This window comes from Gottschalkiaceae bacterium SANA (genome assembly GCA_036323355.1).
Lineage (GTDB): Bacteria > Bacillota > Clostridia > Tissierellales > GPF-1 > GPF-1.
The window spans coordinates 2,117,304-2,140,745 of sequence record AP028876.1; the positions used below are offsets into that span (position 1 = coordinate 2,117,304).

Annotated in this window: 24 protein-coding genes; 7 read left to right on the forward strand and 17 right to left on the reverse strand. The window is 41.6% G+C overall.

The window, feature by feature from the left end; translation table 11 throughout:
• Positions 1 to 63: 63 nt before the first annotated feature.
• From AC25CA_RS10150 to AC25CA_RS10175, 6 genes are all read right to left on the reverse strand, one after another.
• Positions 64 to 924, reverse strand: coding sequence for a phosphate ABC transporter substrate-binding protein (locus AC25CA_RS10150; protein WP_486813705.1), 861 nt, complete (start codon positions 922 to 924; stop codon positions 64 to 66).
• 160 nt (positions 925 to 1,084) lie between these two features.
• Positions 1,085 to 2,836: a two-component system histidine kinase PnpS gene (pnpS, locus tag AC25CA_RS10155; RefSeq protein ID WP_486813706.1), complete on the reverse strand. Its 1,752-nt coding sequence runs from the start codon at positions 2,834 to 2,836 to the stop codon at positions 1,085 to 1,087.
• Entirely contained in the window at positions 2,833 to 3,531 is a 699-nt protein-coding gene (locus AC25CA_RS10160) for a response regulator (RefSeq protein ID WP_486813707.1), read from the reverse strand. Before AC25CA_RS10160 ends, pnpS begins: the two co-directional genes overlap by 4 nt.
• A 109-nt stretch (positions 3,532 to 3,640) precedes the next feature.
• Positions 3,641 to 4,549 (reverse strand): metal ABC transporter substrate-binding protein, encoded by a 909-nt coding sequence (locus AC25CA_RS10165; RefSeq protein WP_486813708.1) that lies wholly within the window; start codon positions 4,547 to 4,549, stop codon positions 3,641 to 3,643.
• A 49-nt stretch (positions 4,550 to 4,598) separates the two neighbouring features.
• Complete coding sequence (locus AC25CA_RS10170) at positions 4,599 to 4,889, reverse strand: YerC/YecD family TrpR-related protein (RefSeq protein ID WP_486813709.1); 291 nt, start codon at positions 4,887 to 4,889, stop codon at positions 4,599 to 4,601.
• A gap of 31 nt (positions 4,890 to 4,920) precedes the next feature.
• A complete protein-coding gene (locus AC25CA_RS10175) occupies positions 4,921 to 6,210 on the reverse strand; it encodes an alpha-amylase family glycosyl hydrolase (protein WP_486813710.1) in 1,290 nt (429 codons plus the stop codon).
• 173 nt (positions 6,211 to 6,383) lie between these two features.
• Here AC25CA_RS10175 and AC25CA_RS10180 point away from each other — a divergent pair, with 173 nt between their 5' ends.
• Entirely contained in the window at positions 6,384 to 7,013 is a 630-nt protein-coding gene (locus AC25CA_RS10180) for a hypothetical protein (RefSeq protein ID WP_486813711.1), read from the forward strand.
• 61 nt (positions 7,014 to 7,074) lie between these two features.
• Here AC25CA_RS10180 and AC25CA_RS10185 read toward each other — a convergent pair whose 3' ends face one another.
• The 3 genes from AC25CA_RS10185 to AC25CA_RS10195 all read right to left on the reverse strand — a co-directional run bounded on the left by AC25CA_RS10185 (position 7,075) and on the right by AC25CA_RS10195 (position 11,159).
• A complete protein-coding gene (locus tag AC25CA_RS10185; RefSeq protein ID WP_486813712.1) occupies positions 7,075 to 8,190 on the reverse strand; it encodes a 6-phosphofructokinase in 1,116 nt (371 codons plus the stop codon).
• Positions 8,191 to 8,256: 66 nt separating this feature from the next.
• The gene (locus AC25CA_RS10190; protein WP_486813713.1) at positions 8,257 to 10,497 is read right to left on the reverse strand and encodes a diguanylate cyclase domain-containing protein; all 2,241 of its coding nucleotides are present in this window, start codon (positions 10,495 to 10,497) and stop codon (positions 8,257 to 8,259) included.
• Between the two features lie 47 nt (positions 10,498 to 10,544).
• Positions 10,545 to 11,159, reverse strand: coding sequence for a glycerol-3-phosphate acyltransferase (locus AC25CA_RS10195; RefSeq protein ID WP_486813714.1), 615 nt, complete (start codon positions 11,157 to 11,159; stop codon positions 10,545 to 10,547).
• Between the two features lie 93 nt (positions 11,160 to 11,252).
• On the opposite strand from AC25CA_RS10195, the gene AC25CA_RS10200 reads away from it, so the two are divergent.
• Positions 11,253 to 11,927 carry an RluA family pseudouridine synthase gene (locus AC25CA_RS10200; protein ID WP_486813715.1) on the forward strand — a complete coding sequence of 225 codons (675 nt, stop codon included), beginning with the start codon at positions 11,253 to 11,255 and terminating at the stop codon, positions 11,925 to 11,927.
• Entirely contained in the window at positions 11,924 to 12,571 is a 648-nt protein-coding gene (locus AC25CA_RS10205; RefSeq protein WP_486813716.1) for a DUF502 domain-containing protein, read from the forward strand. The genes AC25CA_RS10200 and AC25CA_RS10205 overlap by 4 nt, the downstream gene beginning before the upstream one ends.
• Before the next feature lie 42 nt (positions 12,572 to 12,613).
• Here AC25CA_RS10205 and AC25CA_RS10210 read toward each other — a convergent pair whose 3' ends face one another.
• Complete coding sequence (locus AC25CA_RS10210; protein WP_486813717.1) at positions 12,614 to 13,156, reverse strand: 2'-5' RNA ligase family protein; 543 nt, start codon at positions 13,154 to 13,156, stop codon at positions 12,614 to 12,616.
• Positions 13,157 to 13,225: 69 nt separating this feature from the next.
• Positions 13,226 to 14,257, reverse strand: coding sequence for a tRNA 2-thiouridine(34) synthase MnmA (mnmA, locus tag AC25CA_RS10215; protein ID WP_486813718.1), 1,032 nt, complete (start codon positions 14,255 to 14,257; stop codon positions 13,226 to 13,228).
• Between the two features lie 60 nt (positions 14,258 to 14,317).
• Between mnmA and AC25CA_RS10220 the strand changes: the two genes are divergently transcribed.
• The 3 genes from AC25CA_RS10220 to AC25CA_RS10230 all read left to right on the forward strand — a co-directional run bounded on the left by AC25CA_RS10220 (position 14,318) and on the right by AC25CA_RS10230 (position 17,058).
• The gene (locus tag AC25CA_RS10220) at positions 14,318 to 14,554 is read left to right on the forward strand and encodes a DUF2164 family protein (protein WP_486813719.1); all 237 of its coding nucleotides are present in this window, start codon (positions 14,318 to 14,320) and stop codon (positions 14,552 to 14,554) included.
• 78 nt (positions 14,555 to 14,632) lie between these two features.
• On the forward strand, positions 14,633 to 15,913 hold the full coding sequence (locus AC25CA_RS10225; RefSeq protein ID WP_486813720.1) for a nickel-dependent lactate racemase family protein: 1,281 nt from the start codon (positions 14,633 to 14,635) through the stop codon (positions 15,911 to 15,913).
• The gene (locus tag AC25CA_RS10230) at positions 15,910 to 17,058 is read left to right on the forward strand and encodes an aminotransferase class I/II-fold pyridoxal phosphate-dependent enzyme (RefSeq protein WP_486813721.1); all 1,149 of its coding nucleotides are present in this window, start codon (positions 15,910 to 15,912) and stop codon (positions 17,056 to 17,058) included. Before AC25CA_RS10225 ends, AC25CA_RS10230 begins: the two co-directional genes overlap by 4 nt.
• Before the next feature lie 35 nt (positions 17,059 to 17,093).
• Here AC25CA_RS10230 and AC25CA_RS10235 read toward each other — a convergent pair whose 3' ends face one another.
• Complete coding sequence (locus tag AC25CA_RS10235) at positions 17,094 to 17,768, reverse strand: Dph6-related ATP pyrophosphatase (RefSeq protein ID WP_486813722.1); 675 nt, start codon at positions 17,766 to 17,768, stop codon at positions 17,094 to 17,096.
• A gap of 266 nt (positions 17,769 to 18,034) precedes the next feature.
• Between AC25CA_RS10235 and AC25CA_RS10240 the strand changes: the two genes are divergently transcribed.
• Positions 18,035 to 18,871, forward strand: coding sequence for a diguanylate cyclase domain-containing protein (locus tag AC25CA_RS10240; protein ID WP_486813723.1), 837 nt, complete (start codon positions 18,035 to 18,037; stop codon positions 18,869 to 18,871).
• 216 nt (positions 18,872 to 19,087) lie between these two features.
• On the opposite strand, the gene AC25CA_RS10245 is transcribed toward AC25CA_RS10240, so the two are convergent.
• From AC25CA_RS10245 to AC25CA_RS10265, 5 genes are all read right to left on the reverse strand, one after another.
• Complete coding sequence (locus tag AC25CA_RS10245) at positions 19,088 to 19,285, reverse strand: hypothetical protein (RefSeq protein WP_486813724.1); 198 nt, start codon at positions 19,283 to 19,285, stop codon at positions 19,088 to 19,090.
• A gap of 64 nt (positions 19,286 to 19,349) precedes the next feature.
• Positions 19,350 to 20,213 (reverse strand): damage-control phosphatase ARMT1 family protein, encoded by an 864-nt coding sequence (locus AC25CA_RS10250; protein WP_486813725.1) that lies wholly within the window; start codon positions 20,211 to 20,213, stop codon positions 19,350 to 19,352.
• A 30-nt stretch (positions 20,214 to 20,243) separates the two neighbouring features.
• Positions 20,244 to 20,975 (reverse strand): flavodoxin family protein, encoded by a 732-nt coding sequence (locus AC25CA_RS10255; protein WP_486813726.1) that lies wholly within the window; start codon positions 20,973 to 20,975, stop codon positions 20,244 to 20,246.
• A gap of 180 nt (positions 20,976 to 21,155) precedes the next feature.
• Entirely contained in the window at positions 21,156 to 22,502 is a 1,347-nt protein-coding gene (locus AC25CA_RS10260) for a sensor domain-containing diguanylate cyclase (RefSeq protein ID WP_486813727.1), read from the reverse strand.
• An 85-nt stretch (positions 22,503 to 22,587) separates the two neighbouring features.
• A complete protein-coding gene (locus AC25CA_RS10265; RefSeq protein WP_486813728.1) occupies positions 22,588 to 23,430 on the reverse strand; it encodes a P-loop NTPase family protein in 843 nt (280 codons plus the stop codon).
• Positions 23,431 to 23,442 lie beyond the last annotated feature (12 nt).

The window sequence follows — 23,442 nt, forward strand, 5'->3', positions numbered from 1 at the left end:
GCGAGGAAACGCCACCCCATTCATGCGAAGCGACGTCCCTCCTTGAGGGTGTAACTCTTGCTTCTATTCGCCAACAACTGGAATGTAATGTTCCGCTACAATCTTTTGCCCCTCTGGACTCATGACGAAATCCAAGTATGCTCGAGCCAATTCACTCGTTTCCCCTTTTGTTGCCATATTCAGTGGTCGAGATACGCCATATACATTTGACTTAATATTTTCCACTGTCGCTTGAGCACCATCAACGAGTAGTGCTTTTACGGTTTCATCAACAATACCCAATGAAATGTAACCGATCGCCTGAGACTTGCTTGCGATATTCGCCTTTACTGCGCCGTTGCCTTCAGCAATCAATGCATTTTCAACAACCATGGATCCTTGGTCACCATCCAGTTTCAAGATCTCTTCAAATGCGCCACGGGTACCGGATCCATCTTCGCGACTAACTACCAAGATTTCTTCATCGGCTCCGCCAACTTCTGACCAGTTTGTTATTTGACCCATAAAAATCTTTTGAATCTCTTCTTTCGTCAAATCCGAAATGTCATTGCTTGGATGAACAACAAGAGCGATTCCATCAAATGCGATTGCAATGGGCTCCAGTCCCCAATCCAATTCTTTTTGCTTCAACTGGCGAGAAGCCATTCCAATTTCGCATCCACCCTCATTTAGCATTTTCATGCCAGCCGAAGATCCAATACCTTGAACATCCACTCTCGTTTCTGGATACCTCGCTTCAAAAGCATCTGCCAAGGCTTGTGCTGGTGGAGCAACCGTCGTTGATCCCGCTATTGATAGCGTTCCTGTAAGTGTAGTCTCCGATTCCGCTGGCTTTGAAGTTTCCGATGCTTCTTTTGCCCCGCATCCCGCAAACACCAAAGCCGCCATAACGATTATCAATAACATGCTTAAACCTTTTTTCATTTTAATTTCCTCCTCATATTCTGATCCATGCCTTTGTGTTTTCTTCAACATCCTTACTCTACCAAAGCTTCGTTAAGAGAAAATCATCTCCGTGTTAAGTCCATGTAAAGAAAAAAAGGAAGCCAAATGGCTTCCTTTGCGTAACGATGAATATTCACCTCTATATTTCTTTAATTGGCAGTTCGATTGTAAAACAAGATCCTTCCCCTTCTTTTGAATCAACAGACACATGACCACCGTAGAGAAGAACGATATTCTTGACAATAGACAAACCAAGACCAGTTCCACCCCGTTTTCGTGATCGACCCTTGTCCACCCGGTAAAATCGTTCAAAAATTCGTGCCTGATGTTCCTGACCAAAGCCAATGCCCGTGTCTGTTACCTGAATAATCACCTTCGTGAAATCGGCCCTAACGAGTAAAGCGACCTTGCCTTCGTCGGTATAGGTAATTGCATTGTCCAACAAATTAATTAATACCTGTTTGATCCGATCTCGGTTGCCAAAATATGCAAGGGGTTCTCCCTTCCACTGATAATCAAGAGTAATTCCTTTTTCTTGACTCGCCGGCTGCAATAGATAAATTGCCTCTTGGCACAAGTCGTTAAGAGAGAAACTTTGCTGACCTGTATCTTGCGCCATAGTTTCGATTTCAGAAAGAGACAAAATATCTTGTACCAAGATATACAAACGTTCCGATTCTTGATCAATAATATGAAGAAAACGATCCACTTTTTCTGGTTCTTGAATCGCTCCCGTGCGAATCGTTTCAATGAAGCCGCGAATGGAAGTGATTGGCGTTTTTAATTCATGGCTGACATTCGCGATAAAATCACTTCTCATTTCTTCCAATTTTCGAATGGAAGTAATATCCTGAACAACAAACAAGACGCCATACAAATCCTCATTTTCATCCAAATAGATGGGATTTGCAAAGAATCGAAGAACCTGTCCCTGCCGAAATTCTCCCTCCTCTTCCATTTGAATCGACTCACCGCTTTCAACCACTTGCAGAATCATTCGATTCATTGTGTTGGAGCGAAGGACTTGATAAACGGAGTCCTCTACTTCAAGATGCTGATTTAACATTTGATTCAAACTTTGATTTTGAAAAAGTACCATTCCGTTTGGATCCACAGCCAATAATCCGTTCACCATAGCGTTCAAACTGGCCTCTAATTTTGCGTTTTGTCCATGCAATTCTTCCACCGTGGCCTGAAGTTCTGTCGACATTCGATTGAAAGCCTTAATGAAATCTCGCATCTCGTCGTCACTTTCAATGAGGATCGTGCGACCATAGTTCCCAGCCGAAATTTCTTCAGCTGAATCTGTCAAAGCATGTATGGTTTTTTGATATTGCCGAAACACCACAAGAGCCAAGAGGGTTACCACCAAAGCACTAAGTAAGATTGCAAAACCCGTATTTCTCCAAACCCGTTCATTCATGCTTCTAAATTCCTTCAAGGGAATCGCAAGACGCATAATCTTATTTTCGCCCTCTTCCTTAAAAGGAATCGCAACATAATAGAAATCAACTTCTAATGTTTCACTATATCTGCTGGCTTTTCCAATCTCGGAACGCAAAGCCTGTTGAATCTCTGGTCGAAACAAGTGATTTTCCATCTCCATCGGATTATATTGCGAATCTGCAACCACAATACCAGCTGAATTAATCATCGTAATTCGTAGGTCAAGCAGTTCCCCCTGAGTTTCCACAAATTCCTGCGCATCCACCGGTGAAGTTCCTGCTCTTTGCGTTAAATAGAGCTCATTGATCACGGTGTTTTGTCGAATCATTTGATTAAATAACTCTTCTTTAAAATAGTCGTCTCCAATTTTCAATGAAAAAAAGCCAGTCAAAAACAAGGAAATGATTAAAACAGTCAAATAAATATATAAATATTTTTTCTTCATTTTCCCATTTCCCGAAATTTATATCCCAACCCACGAACCGTTAAAATGTACGCAGGGTTTTTATCGTCATCTTCAATCTTCTTTCGAAGCTGACGAATATGCACATCCACCGTTCGTGTTTCTCCAACAAAATCATAGCCCCATATTTTTTGCAAAAGAAGGTCCCGCGAAAAGACACGCCCCGGTTTACTCGATAACAAAGCAATCAATTCAAACTCCTTTAAGGAAAGTGCCACTTCTTGCTTGTTTTTCATCAGGGTTCGATTGGCGCGATTGATTTCAAGGTCCCAAAGCCGCGAGATCTCTCCATTTTCTTCTTTCACGCTATTTCGCCTTAAAGCCGCTTTCACCCTTGCTAAAAATTCGCGTACACGAAAGGGCTTTCCAATATAATCGTCCGCACCCATCTCCAATCCCAAAACAGCATCGATTTCTTCATTCCTGGCCGTCAACATCAAAACCGGGAGATTCACCGTTCTTGGGTTTTTCCGAATGGTCCTAAGAACCTCTAGCCCATCCATTTGAGGGAGCATATAATCCAGTACCACTAAGGCAACTTGATCATTTAGTTGTATAAGGGCTTCCTCCCCGGTTTCCGCTTCCACCACCTCATAGCCCGCGCTTTCTAAATTCACGCGAAGAAGTTCGCGAATATGTTCTTCATCATCTACAATAAGAATCTTTTCTTTCGCCATTGATTCCTCCTGTTTTTTGGTTTTATCATCAATTAATTATAGCATACGGCTACTTTTTTCCATGCTTTCTAAAAAAACTTTACAAGAAAATAACGCAGAGAACTCTGCGTTATTCCATGCTCTTCAGCAATTCTTCTCCAATTTCCTTCATCCCGCTCAAATAGTCTTCTTTTAGAATAGAGAGAGAGACCAAGTCACCATTCAATTCTTCTGCAATGGTTTTCGCTTGATTTTCATCAAACTCTTCTTGATAAAATACCGTTCGAATGTCCTTTGCCTTGGCCTCGTCAATGACTTCAATTAAATGAGAAGGCGTTGCGCTCTTCCCATCCTCTTCAATCACCATCATTTCCAATCCATACTCATCGGCAAAATAACCAAGGGATGGATGAAACAATAAAAAATGGTGCCTGGGTGCTTTTGAAAATCTAGCTTTCAAATCCTGATCCAATTCTTCCAGGCTGGCTAAGTAGGCCTCAGAGCGATTATGATAACTCTCTTTTTCATCCGGGTTGATGATACTTAGCTCTTCGGTGATTTGTTGAATCATAAGCTTGGTTCTGGGAATTGATAGCCAAATGTGAGGATCGCGGCCTGCATGATCATGATCTTCGACTTCTTCGACTTCTTCGTTTCCATGTCCATGGTCCATCATCATGCGATCCGGATAGACTTCCGATACCGCTTGATCCAATCGAATGACCCGTTGGTCTCCTTCGGGGTAAAGGCGAGTCAAAAATCCATCTGTTTCCGCGCCAACACCAACCGCAAAATATCGATCCATCTTTTCCAAGACCAGCAATTGTCTGGTTGTTGGCTCATAATTGGCCGGACTATTTCCTGGTGGGATCATCACCTGAACCTGTACCGAATCCCCACCTATGGTTTCCACCCATTCTTTCATGGGAGAAATGCCAACAACTATCAACTTTTTATTTTGATCAATCGCTTCTTCTGACGCGCATCCTGAAAGCAATACACCAGCGATAAGAATCAGTACGACCCAAATTTTCTTCATTTTGTCTACCTCCTTGTTGTATTTTGTATCATACCACGAAAAAAGGACTCTAAACTGAGTCCTCTTGTCTTTTTAAAACTGTTGTATATCCTTGTCCATATTTCAGACATCTGCTTACTCGACTGATTGTCGTCGAAGAAGCCCCTGTATCATTTTCCACTTCATGGAATGTTGCTCCATCATATAATAACTTTGCTATTTCAAACCGTTGAGCCATGGCCATTAATTCATTGATTGTACAAACATCATCAAAAAACGCATGACACTCTTCCAGGTTCTTCAATTTAAGAATGGCGGAAAATAAAATTTCCTTTTGTTCTTTTGTCAAAGTCTGATGCACAATACATCCCTCCCTATACTGCTATTTTACTTTACTGCAATGGGGTTGTAAAGTCCTTCTTGACGATGAAACGAATCGGTTCCGCCTGTAGACTCAGTGTGCCCTTTACAAGTTCAATCGCTTGATTCGTATACAGATCTTCAAGGTGTCCAGAAACCGGGTACGGCAAGGTGATTTTTCCTATCTTTTGCTCCAGATTAAAAACACCAATTTCGATTTTCTCTTCTGATTCTTTCATCAAAACACAAATACCTTGAATATCCACCGAAACAAACCGAATGGCACCTGCTAACGAATTGCTTTCAATCATTGTCAATTTCTTAAACCAAGCCTCGCCCTCATCCCAAACCCGTTCCCATGGAATGGGGTCTCGATCAAAGAGTGTCGGTTGATGGGTGGCGCCTCTTTCTTCACCAGCATAAATCAAGGAGTCTCCTGGAAGCATCCAATGAAAAGCCAGCCAATTCTTCCTCCGATTTAAATCTGGTAACAAATATGCCGCGCGAGGCTGATCATGGTTTTCTAAAAACCGAAGTTTCCTTGCTCCAGTCGGATTTTTAGCCCCCTGACGACTTAGTGCATCTAGGTAGGTTGACAAATCGTTCTTCCCATTAAAATATCCCTCAAAGGCATGGTGAATATCATAGTCATACGTGATATCAAAAGCCTGATAGAGTTCCGCGTCTGATGCAGCATAAAACCCTCGGTTCCGCACCTCTTGCAGAAAATGAGCATGCACCGATTCGGCCAGCCAAAGGGTCCCCTTTTCAACCCGATCGACTTGCTCTTTCGCTTTTAACCAAAAAGAAACCGGCACAAGGCTCGCCACATCACATCGAAATCCGTCAACACCCATCTTTCTCCAGTAACAAAGGATGTCTATCAATTCTTCCTGCAAGTCAAGATTCTGAAAATCCAGATCAATAATATCCGACCAGTCCGCAATTTTATTTCCAAATCGATTCTCTGGAGTTCGATAATAGTACTCGGGATGATTATGTGTGAAAATCGCATCATGAGACGTATGATTATAGACCACATCAATCATGCACTTCATACCCTCACTGTGAATCGCAGCCAATAAGACTTGGAAATCATCCAAGCTTCCAAGTTCTGGATTAATTTTTCGATAATCGCTGATGCTGTAAGGCGAACCCAAGATCCCTTTACGATTCACTTTCCCGATTGGATGAATAGGCATCAACCAGACAACATCAACGCCTAGTTCTTTAATTCGTTCTAGATCTGGAATCAGCGCCTCAAAATTTCCCTCTTTTGAATGATTGCGCACAAAGACTTCATAAATAATTGTTTTATCCATCACCCACCTCCAAATTCATCCTAGCAGAAATTCCAAATCAACGCAATCGGTTGCATTCGTTTTATCTACAAATTTATTCAACTCACCAAACATTATTGCCTATTCACGGGAAAACGCTTCCATTTTTTTCATGCTCATGATATGATTAAAAAAATAAATTTAGGAGGCTCCGATTGAAACAAAAACTACGACATCAAATTGCTAAAATTGCAAGTTATACAGAAATTTTTGTTGCCGGTATTACCCTGATTGCGATCGTCCTCTATGCCGTTATGCTTTTATGTGAGTTGCCCGCCTTTAGTTTGACCTTAAGTGGCGCATCGACACAACTGCCTTTAGATAAGTTCTTAGGTGAGATCCTCCAAGTGGTCATCGCTATCGAATTTGTCAAAATGCTTGCTAAGCATACACCTGAATCAGTTATCGAGGTCCTTCTCTTTGCCATTGCCCGAAAACTAATTGTCGACCATACCATCGACGCGCTGCAATTGCTGATAGGCGTAGCTGCCATCGCCATTCTTTTCGCCATTCGAAAGTACTTGAACGTAACCGCAAGAGAAAGTGAAGACGGTATGCTAATTAGCGGTGGATCGTCATTAAAACATGCCTTTGATGTTTGTAATGGGGATCTGAATATTGATGAATCCATTCATGGAGACACCCTTGCTGGTATGATTCATAATTACGCAAAAGATCACGGAGATAAAATTACTGTCGGATACACAGTTAAAGTTGGAGATGTCCACTTTGAAGTCTATTCAATGGACAGTGGATTAATCAAATTGGTTCAAATCATTAAATAAATTAGCACTATATACAAAAAAAGATCTCCAAAAGGAGATCTTTTTTTCTTTTACGTATCCCTTACTCGTCACCAAATCCAATGCCAATTCGACGAGCCGTTTTAAGCAAATCACTATCCAAGGCGACACCTTTTCGATTTGAACTAGGTGCACCAATCGCTGTATCCTTGCCTGCAACTTCATCCAAATCCACTGTTGTCAATTTATTGTCTTTCATGGCAACCATCACGTTAAAGGTTCCCTGCATGGCCAATTCAACAGCTGTTGAACCATATAAAGTTGACAAAACTCTATCATATGCCGTTGGCGATCCACCACGCTGCATATATCCCAATACCGTTGCACGAGTCTCCATGCCAGTTCGTTTTTCAATCTCTTCAGCAACCTGATTGCCAACTCCGCCCAATCGGATTTGATCGGGACTGTCTTCAACAATTTTTTTCACGTAAACATCTCCACCAATTGGCTTTGCGCCCTCGGCTACAACCACGATCGAGAAGTTACGTCCACGGCTTCTTCGCTTGTTAATTTTTTCAACAACTTTTTCTATATCGTATGGAATCTCGGGAATCAAGATTACATCTGCACCGCCGGCAACGCCAGATTCCAAAGCAATAAATCCAGAATCACGTCCCATAACTTCCAAAATCAATACACGGTCATGAGATGCAGCTGTTGTATGAAGCTTATCAATAGCTTCTGTTGCAGTTGTTACTGCTGAATTAAAACCAAATGTAATGTCAGTTCCAACAATATCATTGTCAATTGTTTTTGGAACACCAATTACATTGATTCCCTTCAAGCCATAATCGCGAGCCGATTTCAAAGAACCGTCCCCACCAATTACGATCAAACAATCAATTCCCATTTCTTTCATTCGATCTGCACATTCTTCTGACTTGTCCACATAAATAATGCTTCCGTCTTCTTGCTTCTCTGGAATAGCAAATGTATTTGTTTTGTTGGACGCACCCAAAATCGTCCCACCACGATGAATCAACCCTGATGTATTGTCACGATTTAAGTTCATTACATCGCCTTCCAGCAATCCTTTGTATCCGTCTCGAAATCCTACAACTTCGATTCCATTATTCAACGCCGTTTTCATAATTCCGCGAAGAACAACATTCAGCCCCGGGCAATCCCCGCCGGCCGTTAACACCCCAATTTTTTTCATTATATACACACCCCTCTAAACTTTTACAATGGTATTTTATCATATGTTGAATGCCGCTTACAAGCGCTATTCAACGCTTTCATAAATTGTAACATCCTTTGGCAAAAATTCAATCCCTTCCTGCTCAATTGCATGCAAGAATCGTTGGATTTTCGGCTCAATAGGTCTATCTTTCTTTGTCTCTAAAATCCCTCTCAGATCAATTGCATCAAAGACATGATCAAAAACCAAACTCAATGGAATTTCCTCCAGCGTAACAAAAGGATAAACAAGACGGATGCCCATCGCTTTCAGCCGCGTGAACTTTTCCTTCTCTAGCCGCAAAAGTCTTCGAACCTCCAGCTGTTTAATACGAAATCCGACCATTCGATTTTCCAACATTTCCTTTGGTACCTTTTCTGTCAACCATTCGACAAACTGATCTTGGATCATGATCGACTCGTCAATATCAATCAAAAGATAAGCCTCTTTCTTCTGATTAAATAAGTAGGCTCGCTGATCAACTATGGCATCGAATACCCGTTCCACATAGGCCCATAATACGCCTGCTTTTGAGAGCATTTGACTTTGCCATTCAACCGACTTTCCCTCCATCCCTTCAATATGCCAGTTACTCTCAAGCTGCAACACATGGCTGTGGTTACAACAAGTTTTCCACCGCAACTCAAGAAAGGAAAAATCATTCTGAACACATTCCGAAAGCGCAATTTGTACTTGTGAAGACGATTGCGATTCCCTTGCAAATTCTTCTGGATAATAATACGCGCTCTTTCCTCGCTGTTTTGCTTCATACATGGCCAAATCCGCTCGATGCAATAGACCCTCTACCGTATCTTCATGTTGCGGGTACGATACAATTCCAACACTTACACCTAACTGTACTTCTACATTTTTAACAAGATACGGTTGATTTGCTGCTTCAATCAAGCGTTCTGTCAATTGCTTTGCGTGCTCAGGCGATTGAAGATTCGACATCAATAAAACAAATTCATCGCCTCCATAGCGAGCGGCACAGTCACTGCTCCTAACCACTTTCTGCAGACGAGTTGAGAATGCTTCTAAGACCCGATCTCCTGCTTCATGACCCAAGGTATCATTGACTGCTTTAAAGCCATTCAAATCCATATACAACAAGCCAAGAGACTGTTTTTCTACTTTAGCTTCCGCCAGCGCTTCACTAAAATATTCAAGAAAATAATTGCGATTATATAATCGAGTCAAGCTATCGCGGTAGGCAAGAAAATAGATCTCCTTTTCTTTTCTCTTAATCGCAGACATGTCACGTACAATGGCAATATACTTTGATGAACCCTGAACCAACATGGCATGAATTGATAATGATACCGGTAATACACGGCCGTTATTTTGGCGAGCCCAAAGCTCTCCTTCCCATTGTTTTTTCTCAAGTAGACTTTCTAAAATTTCATTATAATCCCATTCACTGTGACGGCCGGATTGAAATAGGGACGCATTTTTTCCAATCATTTCAACTTCAAGATAACCAAAGAGCCGGCGCATGGCCGCATTGACCCATTCGATCCTACCTTGCTTGTCTACGATCAGCACGCCTTCCTTGTTATTTTCCAAGACATTGGCAAAAAGTTGCAATCGCTCTTCGTATTGCCTCTTTTCTGTTACGTCCCGATAAGACAAATAAGCACCAAAATATTTGTCTCGCATAAGTAAAGGAACACCATTGATTTCGACGCTAATCTTTTTTCCACTTTTTGTCAATCGCTCTACTGAAGCTCTGGTTACCTGCCCGGCCTTGACTTGATCGGAATAGCCATGTTCCAACTCGGTCAAGTGAAACAGTTCGCATGGTTCTTTGCCAATGCACTCCGCCTGAGAATATCCAAAAATCTCTTCAAATCGCGAATTGACTCGAATGACACGAAAGGCATGATCCAAGACCAGAACACCTTCGACCTGTGCTTCCATATACCGCATGGCGTCCCCTTGCGCATAGGCTTGAAGTCCGTGTTGGTATATCGTGGATACCAACACCTGCTTTTCTTCAATAATAAGCGGGTAACTATGAACTTCCACCTCTTCAACACTGCCATTTTTCTTTCGATGAGGGAAATGAAAGTAATTTCGTTTTTCCTCTTTCGCACGCTTCATTTCATCACTCACCTGATGATCGTGCAACTGATTAATATCCTGGATCCGCAAGGCTGTCAACTCGTCCCATGAGTACCCATAAAATTTAACCGCTTCCTGATTTCCATCCAGAATCCGCCCCGTATCGGGATCAATTAACAGCATGATCACAGGATAAGAACGAAAAAGCTGATGATAATTCATACTCCCTCCCCATATAGTCGTTTTTCTGTTTCCGCAAAAATGCTTTGTCATGATGAACGACGAAGTACGGATCGAAGTCCTCTTTCCTCTCCTCGCAGTATTTTCCCAATATTTTTCCGATGAAGAAAGATCGACAAGCCAATCAAACCCACCGCAATTCCAATAGGGAGAACATGCATGGTTAAATAAATGGAAAAACCCAAAAAGACAAGCAACATGGCATAGGTTCCAAATACAATATAATCCGTTGCAACGGTTACAAGTATAATCGCTAAAACACCAACAATGGCCATGCGCCAGTCGATCATTGCCATCACGCCAACCAAAGATGCCGTTCCTTTTCCACCTCGAAAACGCATAAAAAACGGAAAATCATGGCCCAAAACCACACCACTACCCGCCATATATTTCCAATGTAAGTCAGCATGACTTAAATCAAAGAGCGCACCAATTATTAAAATTGCTATAACTGCTTTAAGAATGTCGATCAAGGCGACAGATACTCCAACTTTCCATCCAAATGTCATAGTTGCATTAGAGGCGCCTGCATTCTTGCTTCCGACTGTCCTAATATCCATTTTTTTCAACTTCCCAATCAAATAAGCGGCTTGAATGCATCCAAAGCCATATCCAATCAAAGGAATTAACCAATTTTCCATCATATCCCCTCCTATATCCATTATACCCTCTTTCTAATTGAAAATTAAGGAAGTTATCAAAATGTGGTATAATAATCCAAATTGAAAGGAGTCATTATGATCACAATCCACTATGAAGATTCTCATTTACTCATTGTAGAAAAGCCACCCGGCATGCCCGTACAATCAGACCCTACCGGCGACCCGGATCTATTAACAATATTATCGGATCAAATTCATCACCCGCTCTGGCTGGTTCATCGTTTGGACCGTCCCGTTGGCGGTTTGATCGTATATGCAAAAACCAAAGAGGCTTGTTCTCGTTTATCCACGGCCTGGCAAGAAAAGCGCATTCAAAAATCCTATACCGCTGTTGTTTGCGGAAGACCGGAAAAAGAAGAAGCAGAGTGCAAGCACTATATCCGAAAATGCAAAACGATCAATCGCTCAAAAATAGAAGCGACTCGAGTCGCCTATGCCAAGCGAGCGGTTCTGCGTTACCGTGTACTTGATCAAACCCATTCTGATGAATTTGGTCCCCTTGCTCTTCTTGGCATCGATCTGGAAACCGGACGCCATCATCAAATTCGTGTTCAACTATCTCATATCGGATTACCCATTTGGGGCGATACCAAGTACAACAAAACTTTTACAAAAAGAAAAGTTTGGAGTCAAATCGCCTTATGGTCAACCCGGCTTCAATTTGAGCACCCCATGACAAAAGAATCTATCAAAATCTCACTATCACCAAACGTTGAACCCTATACTTTTTTTCAAGGAGATCATCAATGAAGAAAATATTCATTTCAGGACTTTTTTCTTTGCTACCCATCGGACTCACCATTTTTTTAATCCAGATTGTTTTTCATTGGGTCGACTCCTTTGGCAGCCCGGTAGTCAGACAATTTACCGATCTCAAAATACCCGGCCTCGGCTTTTTGCTCACCCTCGGTCTTATCTTTTTTGCAGGTCTCTTTATGCAAGTTTTCCTGGGAAAAAAACTATTGTCTTTACTGGACTCGCTTATTGAACGAATACCGCTAATCAATCATCTTTATCATGGCATCAAGGGGGTGACTGATTCTTTTAGCCAGGTACCTGATCGTGAATTTTCCATGGTTGTTTTGGTCAAATACCCAACACCGGAGTTTGAGAGCATCGGTCTCATCACCAACGAATCCGTGTTCATTGGCGGCAATAAAAAAGTTGCCGTTTTTATTCCGACAACTCCAAACCCAACCAATGGCTTTCTTGTACTGGCCAAAGAAGAGGATCTAACCCCCCTTGATATCCCGGTTGACGAAGCACTCAAATCGGTTATATCCATGGGAAGCGTATGGCCAAAAAAGTATCAAATTGATTCTAACAGCATTGAATCCAATGGGCGACCAGTCACTCAAAACAAAGACAATCCGATTGGCTCTGATCAACCATAATCGATAAGTTACTTTCAATCAAGGTGGTATAAGCAAATTTGCTTATACCACCTTGATTTCTTCTACCCGATTAATCCCCTGGTCACTAAAAAACACTTCTATCAATGCAATCCGCTCAACCCTTCCATAAATTGGTTGGAATCCCTGAATTGCATTTGCAAATACATCCATAACCTTTTGAGCTGGTAGCGAAATCGCTAAGGAACAATGGGGCATCCATTTTTCTTTTTTATAGTATTGATCAGCCTTATCTGAAAAAACCTGCAAAGCCTGATATAACTTCTCATGAACGTGAAGAAAATGTTTAGACGGCAGCGGTGTAAGAAATACTGTATTGGTCATTGGAAAAACGCCAACACTATCGAATTGAATCGAAAAAGGCTCCACCGTTCCAACAAACTCTCGGAATGCATCCAAAAACATGGTTCGCTCCACCCCTTGAAACAAAGCCAAGGAAATATGCGGCCGATTGCCTTGAATTCGAATCATTGAATCATCAAGATTATTATCTTTCAGATTCGTCCAAGATTTTAAAATTTGCATTTCTGTTTTCTGATCAAATAATGCGATAATCGCAAACATCATTTCCTCCTACTTGTTCATCATTTTTTCTATTTATTTGCTAGTCTTTAAAATTTTCGACCATTCTTCCTTCTATCTATCAATTACCGCGCTGCCAACTACTTCATCTCTCCGATAGAACACAATAATCTGACCGGGCGCTGGTGCTCGGGCTGAAACACCTAAAATAGCAATATCCGCTTCTACCTTTGCTACCGGATAGGTATGCCCCCATTGACACAACTTCACGTCCAATGGATCCTTGCCCTCTACAGGAACCAACCATTGCAGGTCATGAAATCGAATCTGCTCTGTTAATAAGTCTGTTTCTGACCCCAGCCATAGGGTGTTATTTAATGCATCCATTCTAGTGACGACAAGGCCATTTCCTTTGGTCCATTGCTGCAAACCTTTCTTTTGGCCAATGGTATAACGTGCCAAGCCTTGATGGCGTCCCACAATCTTGCCGTTTTGATGGCATACCGGGCCCGGTTGCATGGTTGACGGCGCAAATTTTGACAAATAGCTAAGATGATCCCCTTTTTCGATAAAACAAATGCCCGTACTATCCTTCTTTTCAAAAACCGGAATGCCCTTGTCCATGGCCAATTTTCGAACATCCTCTTTTGACTGAAACTCCCCCAAAGGAAAAATCAATCGCGACAATTGTGCTTGTGTCAAACGGCTTAAAACATAGCCTTGATCCTTTCGACTATTGCTTGCTTGAAGCAAATGAACCAACGCAGTATTCGAATCGCGTTTTAAACGCGCGTAATGCCCTGTTGCAAAATAATCTGCCCCCTGATTGATAGACCAATCCATTAATAATCCATATTTGATTTTTGGGTTGCAGTACAAACAGGGATTAGGGGTTTGTCCCTTTCTATACGCCTCTAAAAAAGGGGCCACGACTTTTGATTCAAAGGCTTTGCTTAGATCGATAACATGATGCTGAATCCCAAAAAAATCTGCAACTTCTTTCGCACTTTCAATGGTTTCTTCAAAGCCAACCGGCCGCAATTTCATGGTTACAGCCTCTACCTGATAGCCTGCGTCTATTAAAATGCTTGTTGCCACAGCGCTATCCACTCCGCCACTTAAGGCAATCATTACTTTCTTTCCCATAGGTGCTCCTTTTCATTCTTCTATCTTTATTATACTATAAAACAAAAAGGGAGGCGCACATTGAATAAGGAATGGAAACTCACAAAGGAACAAAGAAAATCAGCGATTGAAGCGGTGCAAGCCTATTTTTCCAACGAAAGACAGGAAGACATCGGCGACCTAGCCGCACTTCTTTTAATTGATCAAATCCTTCCCATTCTTGCGGGATCATTTTATAATCAAGGCGTAAATGACAGCGTCGAACGTGCACAGAATCATATCGAAGAATTATATGCATTGGAGATCCCACTTCCATAGGGTCTCTATTTTTTTATTTTATTGTATAATTATTATTAATGCCTTATAATATTCCATAATAGAATTGGAGGCGATCAAATGAACTTTAAATGCGGTCAATCAGAACTTTCATTCCCACTTAATCAATGGAAAGAAGTTTCTATTTTAGAAGCAAGCCAGACCGATCAGCAAAGCGAAGAATCCCATATTATAGAGGCTTTGAAACACCCCATCAGCTCGAAACCTTTGTCCGAATTGATTGGTCCAGATGAAACGGTATGCATTGTAGTTTCTGATATCACACGGGCCTATCAACGCATGTGGGTCTACCTTCCCCACCTGATACAGGAATTGGAAAAAGCTAATGTCCCAGACGAAAATATCTTCTTTCTCTCGGCCAACGGCACGCACCGTCAACAAAGCCAAGCAGAGCACCGAAAAATACTAGGTGATGCCCTATACGATCGATTCTCGATTTATGAACATTTTGGAGCAGACTTAACATCGGTCACTTCTGTTGGTGTCACCCAATATGGAAATGAAATCAAACTCAATACCCGTGCCTTGCAAGCGGATCACATTATCCTCACTGGCGCTATCGTTTTTCACGATCTTGCTGGCTTTGGAGGCGGAAGAAAGTCCCTTCTTCCAGGTATTGCAGCATCAGAAAGCATTCAGCGCAACCATCGTCTCGCTTTAGTTGGCGACAAGGGCGATCTCCACCCAGATATGGGAAGTGGAAAGATGGACAAGAATCCATTGAACCGCGAAATGCAGGAAGTAGCTGACTGGATCAAGCCTAGCTTCATTTTAAATGTAGCCATTGGCGGAAACGGAAAAATCAGTCAAGCCTTCGCAGGACACTATCGTGCTGCCCACCAAGCAGGTCAAGACTTTGTACGAAATCAAGATGGGAAATGGATTGACAAGCAAGGCGATCTAGTCATTGGATCAGCCGGTGGACACCCAAAAGATATCAATTTTTATCAAGCAACCAAGGCCATCAGCAATATGGTTGGGGCAGTTAAACCCGGAGGAACCTTACTTTTGTTCGCTGAGTGCGCAGAAGGGATCGGATATCAGGAAATGGCGGATATTTTGTTATCACCCAAAGATATTCCAAGCCTTGCAAAAATGTTATTGAAGCAGTTTTCTGTTGCCCGATATATTGGATTTTGGATGAGAACCGTCACAAAACGCATGGAAGTCCTTTTGGTTTCCAATTTGCCCAGCGAACCCTTGGCAACAATCGGCATTCGCAATTTTACCGATGCAGACTCCGCATATGCCTACCTAGAAGGAAAATCCGACATTGAACATGTCATTGCAATCCCAAAAGCCGGACAAGTCTATGCCCAATGGAAGGAAAATAATCAATGATTAAACTTGCAAAGCAATATGAAAACGCTGAATCTACGGCCTTGGGAAAAGCAGCTACACTCATCGGTAACCTAGATGCAGTTATTAACCTAAGTATTGGAGATCCTGATCAAATCACTCATGAAAACGTGATTATAGCTGCCATGGAGGATGCAAAAATCGGCCATACCAAATACACCCACGCCTTAGGTGATCTAGACGTGCGAAACGCCCTTCAAAATCACTTTCAGGAAGAGTATGCCTTGTCAATTCCAACTGATGAAATGATTATGGTTGTTGGCGCAGGTCATGGTATGTATTTAGGATTGAAAGCCATTTTAAATCCTGGAGATGAGGTATTGGTTCCCGATCCTCACTACCCTCCTTATCTACAGCAAGTCCTATTGAATCAAGGGATTCCAATTTCAGTTCCTACCCTGGAAAAAGATAATTTTCACTTATCTGTTGAATCACTGGAAACCGCAATCACACCAAAAACACGGGCCTTAATGTTAAATAATCCCAACAACCCAACGGGAGCTTCTCTTTCAAAGGAAGAGCTATCTGCGATTCTTGCTTTTGCAAAAGCCAACGATCTGATTATTTTATCGGATGAGGTCTATCGTGGATTCAGTTTTGATAAGGACTTTACACCGCTTTATCAAATCGAAGGGGCAAGAGAACGGACTATCGTACTCGGCAGTTTTTCAAAAGACTACGCTATGACAGGCTGGAGAATTGGGTATGCCTTTGGTCCCAAACATGTGATTAGCTGCATGCGTGAATTGAATGAAGGAATCTGTTTTACGGCTCCTTCCATCTCGCAGCGAGCTGCCCTACATGCCCTGAATCATCACAATGAAATTCTAGAAGGCCTAAGAAACGAATACAAAGCTCGTGTCGATTATGTCTACAATCGCATTCAAACCATACCCGGCATCAGCATGCATAAGCCAGAGGCAACCTTCTATCTTTTCATCAGCATCAAAGAAACAGGCCTTACATCAGAAGCCTTCTGTGACAAAGCCATGGAAGAAGCACAAGTTCTCTTGTTGCCTGGGACCGCCTTCGGGGCCTGTGGAGAAGGATATGTCCGCATTGCCTGCACGGTTGATATTCCAAACTTAAAAGAAGCCTTTGATCGGCTTCAAACACTAACTTATTAAAGACCTTGCCATGCATAAAGCACGCAATGAATCATTTACTCAAGTGATTCATTGCGTGCTTTTATTTTCAGATCAAGTTGTCGATAAGAAGCGATGGCGATGGCTTCTCCAACCTCCACTTCAATGGGATGCAAGAAATTCGGTCCATCCAAAACCACCGTATGGAATTCACCATTTTCTCCACAAGCATCCACCCCCATGGCTTCAAACTCTTCAATTAATTCTTCTGTGAATATTTTTCCTAAATATCGCTCCGGCACCTTTCTGGTATCAATTGTAACAATGCGGGCAATAAATCCCTCACGAATAAACTCTCGGATTAAGTCACGTCTTGCTTCCTGCCACAAAGGAAGCCTTGCTTGCAGATTTTCCATTTGGCACACCCGTTCCACCCATCCTCGATGCGCGTCGAGATCGATATCACCAAAAATGCCAACCCGAATACCTTGAGCCTGTTTTTCATGCAAATATCCAAGAAACTCGGTCTCATAATCGCCCCATGTTGCCTTTCGAAACTCCCAGGTTTTACCCAGCGCATCGGCCTGCGCCCGGAGCAATTCCAGCCTCAATCCATGACTTCTGGACCGTTCCCCACCTTCTTCAATCATCGTAAACAAATATGGAATTTTAATGCCCATTTTTTCGGCCCGAAAAAGAGCCAAGCAACCATCCTTCCCCCCACTCCAAGAAGAAAATCCAATTTTCTGCATCCAACACCCTCCACTTCTATACCAAGATAATATAGTTCTAATTTCATTATACTTGTCTTACAGAATCAGAACAACGAGTAAAGCGGTAAGTTCCGTCGCAAAACTTTCTTGACAATCCCAAACAAGCAAGTAAGAGCAAGCAGCAAAATATGATGGATATAATGGAAAACACGACTTTGCCTCACAAGATAGAATTAGAAAATTCATCATATTTTCCATTTTAGCTTCCTGTATACTAAAGATACAAACAGCAGGGAGGATCCTTAATGAACCGTAAAACCGTACTTCAAATACAAAAAATATTGAAAACAATTGAGACTAATCTGCAAGAACCCCTAGATCGAAGAAAACTAATCGAAATGACCTATCTTTCGTCGGCCGCATTTTATCCCTTATTTCGAAATTTAATCGGTACAAGTGTTAAAGACTATATCCAAAGGAGACGTCTCTCGGCATCCTGCAAGGACCTTGTTGACTCGAATAAAAGTATCCTAACCATTGCCCTTCAATATCAATATGAAAGCTATGAGAGCTATTCACGTGCCTTCAAACGACTAACAGGTCTAAGCCCAAGACAATATCGCAAGACAGGCGTGTTAACAGCACCCTATGGTCCCGTGACAATCATGGCATCATACTCAAAAGGAGATCTCGAAATGAAAAGACGAATGAATCAAAAACAAATCATGAATGCTCTTCGATCCCACTCTGGTATTTTATTGGACATCGATATCGATGAATTTGAAGCAGTCAATCAAAAATATGGACGCGACACTGGCGACTACATTCTGTCAGAAATTCCAAAACGTATAAACCAAGTGCTCGTTTCTTTCTCAATTAGAGGAGAAGCCATCCGAATCCACAACGATGAGTTCCTTGTTGTCCTTCCTGATTCAGTAGAAGATCATGACTCGATTACTGAAGCATTTCTGTCTCAAATTCGATTTCCTTATCAATTTCGCAGTGAAATGATCTGTATAACCGTCAGCATCGGGCTTACACCATACTCCATGAAGCAGGATTGGACCGAATCGATGGAACGAGTTGAAACTGCCATGAAATCGGCTAAGACAAATGGTAAAAACCAAACCTATAAATCATAAAAAGCATGCCCAGGGCATGCTTTTTCCTATTTAGACTCACATAGTGTTTGATTAAAATACAAGATCGCTTGCCCTAACTCCTCTTTCTACAGAAAAGTGTATCAAAGAATATCTGTATTCGCCATATGTCTGGCAAAGTTTTACAAAATACGCCTTTGAATTCACATTCTTGGTACAAGAATCAGTCCATAAAAAAACGAGGGAAAATCCCCCGTCTTAAAATAGATCCTTTAATTTGTCTGCTGCGCTGCCCAAATCCAAACCACCTTCGCCACCCAGAACTTTTTCGACTTGACTTTGAATCGGCTCAGGGAGTTTATCTCCCAAATATGATTTGAGTACCTCAACTACTTTCTCTGCAAGTTTTTCATCCAAATTTGTTTCATCCATCAATTTTTTTACAATTTCTTTCATTATTATCTCCCTTAATTTGAAGTATTGTTCGTATTTATAATACCCAAATTTTAGAAAACAACAACTACTCTTTAATAAAAATGCCTTGGAATTGTTTCGTTTGAAATCGATCAATAAAGAGCTGGCACTTACACAAAAATAGAAAATAAATATTCCGACCCGTTTCAGACAAAGATTCAAAATTGCCTTGTCCCTTGGACAGAATAAAATCCGCCGAATCAATCGCCTCTTGCGCTTCTTGGCTGATAACACCCAATTGCGTCCCGGGAATTTTAGTCCCATTTCCCATTACTGGCACGATCTTGGTCAAACCGACTTCCTCAGCATCCTCCATCAAGGCATCATTTAAAGCAACATCACCGCGAACAATCACCTGAATGTTAACCTCGGGGTACAATTGCTGAATGGTTTGAATCAAAATCTTATCAAAAACAATCTCTCCCGCATTGTCTGTCAAATAAACCAACTTATGACCCAGTTCAAGTTCTTGACGAAAATCTTTCACGGTCTGTGCATCAAGATTTTGATCACCCGCTCGTTCAATCAAGCTCTCTAGCTTTTCTTCGTCGACTGTATCCATAGCGCCAAAATCGATCAAATTGCCAATCATAGCAAATTGCAAGGCGCTCATCAGTTGATCATCAGACTCTTGAATCCGTTTTACAATTTCCATTTCCTTCAACATTAGAAATTGATTATAATGCCGTTTTTGCCTATAAAAAGGATCTCCAATATCAAACTTATTCTCTAAAATCGCGTTAATCTTTGAATAAAGTAAGGGTGCTGTATCCGACTCATGAGCCACGGAAATCTCCCCATACACCTCTTTCATAAAGTGCAACAAACCGTCTTCACTTTGATCATAATTCAAATAATTCTGTTCCGCTTTTCCCAACATACAATTTATGCAAGTTAAATTCGCCTTCATTGAATACTCCCCCACTCTTATCATCAAGTCTTACTTCTTTTTCATTTTACCCGCCAAAAATTGGTAAAAAATATGGCCAACTTTTTTCTTTATCCACGACAATTGGTTTTCATAGAAATAATCACGCTGATCCCAGCCTTCATGTTCCCAATAAGGTCGATCTTGCAATAAAACTTGCAAAGCCAACACCTTCTGTACCTGGAAATCCATAACCCGCTTCCAGTTGGGGCGATCCAACTCCTTTGGAGATTCCAACAACATACAAAAACGATCAATCTTTTTTTCCAAAACAGCCTGTTCAACTCCAGCGAGCTTCACCGCTAAACGCCCTGCAGGAATTGCGCCCCATTGAATCGTAATATCCTTTAAATACTTTAGCGTTTCCTTAGCGCCCGATGCATTTGTAGTTACGGTGGAAAAAATCGGTTTTCCTACCAAAATCGGACGATGATAATGCGAGCATGTGCGATCAATCATGGTTTTCAAAACGCCAGAAACCTGTCGTAAATAGACCGGAGAAGACAAAATAATTCCATCAGCTCCCTTTAATTTTTGCTCAACCTCAAAAAAAGAATCCTGAATCACACAAGTTCCTCTCATGATACAAACCTCGCACCCCCGACAGGGCTGAAGTTCATATTCAGAAAGATGTAGCCACTCGGTTTCAATTCCGTGACTAATCAGCTCTGTTTCTATTCGCTTAAGCACCGAAAATGTTGTCTTTTTCCGGTAGGAACTATTAATTAATAATACTTTCTTCACAGGCTGCTCCTTTCGACAAAATCATTTCCATTCTATCAGATATCATAAAAAAAAGAAGCACTCTTTCGAATGCTTCTAACAAATCAGCGACCAAATCCCCAGTCCAAGGTCCCTAGACCCAAATCTAGAAGTAAATAATAGATAGTTATTCGGTCTTGATTCAGTTCAATACCTCACCCATTATGCGATGACAACACGATTTCGACCAGACTCTTTTGCTCGATAGAGTGCATCATCAACCTTCTGGATAAATTCTGACTCCGATTCCACGTTAAGGGCTTGCAGATTGCCACAACCAATACTTACAGATACTTGAATGGATGCGCCATTTACCATCATTACATGTTCTGCGATTCGTATGCGTAGACGCTCTGCGATTTGTTCAGCGGCTATAGCCTCTGTATTTGGCAATGCCAAGAAAAATTCTTCTCCACCATACCGAATCATAATATCAGACTTACGTAACTCTTCCCTTGCAATTTCAGTCATTTGTCTGAGAACACCATCTCCAACCAAATGCCCATACGTATCGTTCACACGTTTAAAATGATCAACGTCAATCATTAAGGCACTGAATGGCATATCCATTTGCCTTGCCCGTTGATATTCATTCCTATATATCTGCAAACCTGCTCGTCGATTATAGAAATTCGTTAGCGAATCTCGTTCAGCAATGCGTTGCAATTCTTCATGTTCAAGTGCATTGTTCAAAGACAAAGCCAAACTATGGGAAAAAATATCAATCTGCTTCATTAATTCCGATGAAAAGGTTTCTGCCGTTGCCAAGATAATAATGCCCATTACCTTATCCTTGTAAACAATGGGTACAAGCAACACTTGTCGGGGTTGATATTCCATCAAAACACTTCTTACATTCAAATCCTTTGGATAAGTGATCATCTCATAACGTTTATTCTTTACAACTTGATGCAAGAAATGATTACTCTGAAATGATTCAGTATCCTCAATTCCATGACTGGCAATCGTCTGACACTGATCCCCATCTACCAATAATATAGCACCTGCACTCGCATCCCCGTGTTTCATTAAAACTTCAAGCGCGTTATCTGCCAAAACGTCCAATTCCAATTGACTTGAAAGGATTTCCGTATAACTGCGAATTGCATCCTGCGTCTTCAGCACAGCTGCAAAGGCTTCGATCAACTCATTAAACGCTAAACCACAAGTACCAAAAAGATCGTCGGATTCTACTGGAATCTGGCAAGTTTCAATGGTACAATCACCAATTTCACCCCCTCGTGAAATCGCTAAAACATTTTCTTTCGCATGATTCATCTTCATCGTAAAAAGCTTCAGCTTTTCACCTACTGTGAGCCTCGCCAAGAAAATATTCACCAGGCCAACAAGAATCCCCGCTGCAACACAGGACATAAAAAAGACCGGTGACATTGCAATTGTGACTGAAACACCAAGCGCCCATGCAAAAAATGGGAACAACAAACCAATTAAAATTCCAAATCCAATCATCCAAGTCGCTAAAATAATAAACACATTCTTTTGATCCATACCTGTCTCCTCATTCTTTTACTCTAGCACAATTATACACCCTAAATTATCCAATTGTTGTATAATTTTGTACATATTTCCGAGTTTAAACGCCTAGACAAGCCATAACAAGATCTTCGACTTCCTTCCACTGATTGTCGAAATTTTCAATCACAGCAATCTCAATATCCAATTGATCCATCACCTTGAACTCAAGGTCTTTTCTCTCCTGAATAAACTGAAAGACCCCGTCAACTCCTTTTGCATTTGTATCTTTTCCATATGGAGAGTCCTCTACATACTCCGCGACTTGATCAATCCAATCTTTCCACTTTTCCGGTTCTGGAGAACGCCGTTGGTCGGCAACACGCTGAATCGTTTTTCTTACACTTGGTTGAGTCAAATAGATCAACATGGGATTCAATCCCTTTACGGTTTGAATCAAAGCTTGCATATATGCAATAATTTCTGGTTCACTTCGATCATGCGCCCGCAATAGTTCGCTAATATGATTCTGTAAATACGCACATTCAAAAATTGTGATCGTATCTGGGTCTGCCTCCTGTCCAAATCGCTTCCATCTTGCAAAATGTAAGGCTTGAAATTCTTCGAATGGGATCCGTTGATCATAGACTTCATGTTGCTCAAAATACGTCATCCACTCCTCGCCCTCGTGCGAAAGGTCCAACATGGTATAGGCGATTACTGCATGATCATCTTCCAAGGAATAGTTACCATCCAGGCACCCCTGAAAAAGTGGAAGCTTTCGAATTTCCTCAAACTTCTGTAGAGGGATCACCGACATCCATGCAAGATCAACAGGATGCAAGTCACCCTCCAAAAATAATTGAACGGGATAACCGCAACTTTCCAAATAAGTCTTCACCTTTGTGGCCATGGTCGTTTTTCCTGAACCAGGAATTCCTTCAATGAGTATTAGTCGATTCATAGCAATCTCCCT

Bases quoted from the DNA above. Each gene is read 5' to 3' on its own strand.
- mnmA (WP_486813718.1), bottom strand. From the start codon at position 14,257: ATGGGAAAGAAAGTAATGATTGCCTTAAGTGGCGGAGTGGATAGCGCT.
- AC25CA_RS10150 (WP_486813705.1), bottom strand. From the start codon at position 924: ATGAAAAAAGGTTTAAGCATGTTATTGATAATCGTTATGGCGGCTTTG.
- AC25CA_RS10210 (WP_486813717.1), bottom strand. From the start codon at position 13,156: ATGATGTTTGCGATTATCGCATTATTTGATCAGAAAACAGAAATGCAA.
- AC25CA_RS10230 (WP_486813721.1), top strand. From the start codon at position 15,910: ATGATTAAACTTGCAAAGCAATATGAAAACGCTGAATCTACGGCCTTG.
- AC25CA_RS10165 (WP_486813708.1), bottom strand. From the start codon at position 4,549: ATGAAGAAAATTTGGGTCGTACTGATTCTTATCGCTGGTGTATTGCTT.
- AC25CA_RS10175 (WP_486813710.1), bottom strand. From the start codon at position 6,210: ATGGATAAAACAATTATTTATGAAGTCTTTGTGCGCAATCATTCAAAA.
- AC25CA_RS10200 (WP_486813715.1), top strand. From the start codon at position 11,253: ATGATCACAATCCACTATGAAGATTCTCATTTACTCATTGTAGAAAAG.
- AC25CA_RS10250 (WP_486813725.1), bottom strand. From the start codon at position 20,213: ATGAAGGCGAATTTAACTTGCATAAATTGTATGTTGGGAAAAGCGGAA.
- AC25CA_RS10260 (WP_486813727.1), bottom strand. From the start codon at position 22,502: ATGGATCAAAAGAATGTGTTTATTATTTTAGCGACTTGGATGATTGGA.
- AC25CA_RS10225 (WP_486813720.1), top strand. From the start codon at position 14,633: ATGAACTTTAAATGCGGTCAATCAGAACTTTCATTCCCACTTAATCAA.
- AC25CA_RS10160 (WP_486813707.1), bottom strand. From the start codon at position 3,531: ATGGCGAAAGAAAAGATTCTTATTGTAGATGATGAAGAACATATTCGC.
- AC25CA_RS10185 (WP_486813712.1), bottom strand. From the start codon at position 8,190: ATGAAAAAAATTGGGGTGTTAACGGCCGGCGGGGATTGCCCGGGGCTG.
- AC25CA_RS10240 (WP_486813723.1), top strand. From the start codon at position 18,035: ATGAACCGTAAAACCGTACTTCAAATACAAAAAATATTGAAAACAATT.
- AC25CA_RS10235 (WP_486813722.1), bottom strand. From the start codon at position 17,768: ATGCAGAAAATTGGATTTTCTTCTTGGAGTGGGGGGAAGGATGGTTGC.
- AC25CA_RS10245 (WP_486813724.1), bottom strand. From the start codon at position 19,285: ATGAAAGAAATTGTAAAAAAATTGATGGATGAAACAAATTTGGATGAA.
- AC25CA_RS10205 (WP_486813716.1), top strand. From the start codon at position 11,924: ATGAAGAAAATATTCATTTCAGGACTTTTTTCTTTGCTACCCATCGGA.
- pnpS (WP_486813706.1), bottom strand. From the start codon at position 2,836: ATGAAGAAAAAATATTTATATATTTATTTGACTGTTTTAATCATTTCC.
- AC25CA_RS10190 (WP_486813713.1), bottom strand. From the start codon at position 10,497: ATGAATTATCATCAGCTTTTTCGTTCTTATCCTGTGATCATGCTGTTA.
- AC25CA_RS10195 (WP_486813714.1), bottom strand. From the start codon at position 11,159: ATGATGGAAAATTGGTTAATTCCTTTGATTGGATATGGCTTTGGATGC.
- AC25CA_RS10265 (WP_486813728.1), bottom strand. From the start codon at position 23,430: ATGAATCGACTAATACTCATTGAAGGAATTCCTGGTTCAGGAAAAACG.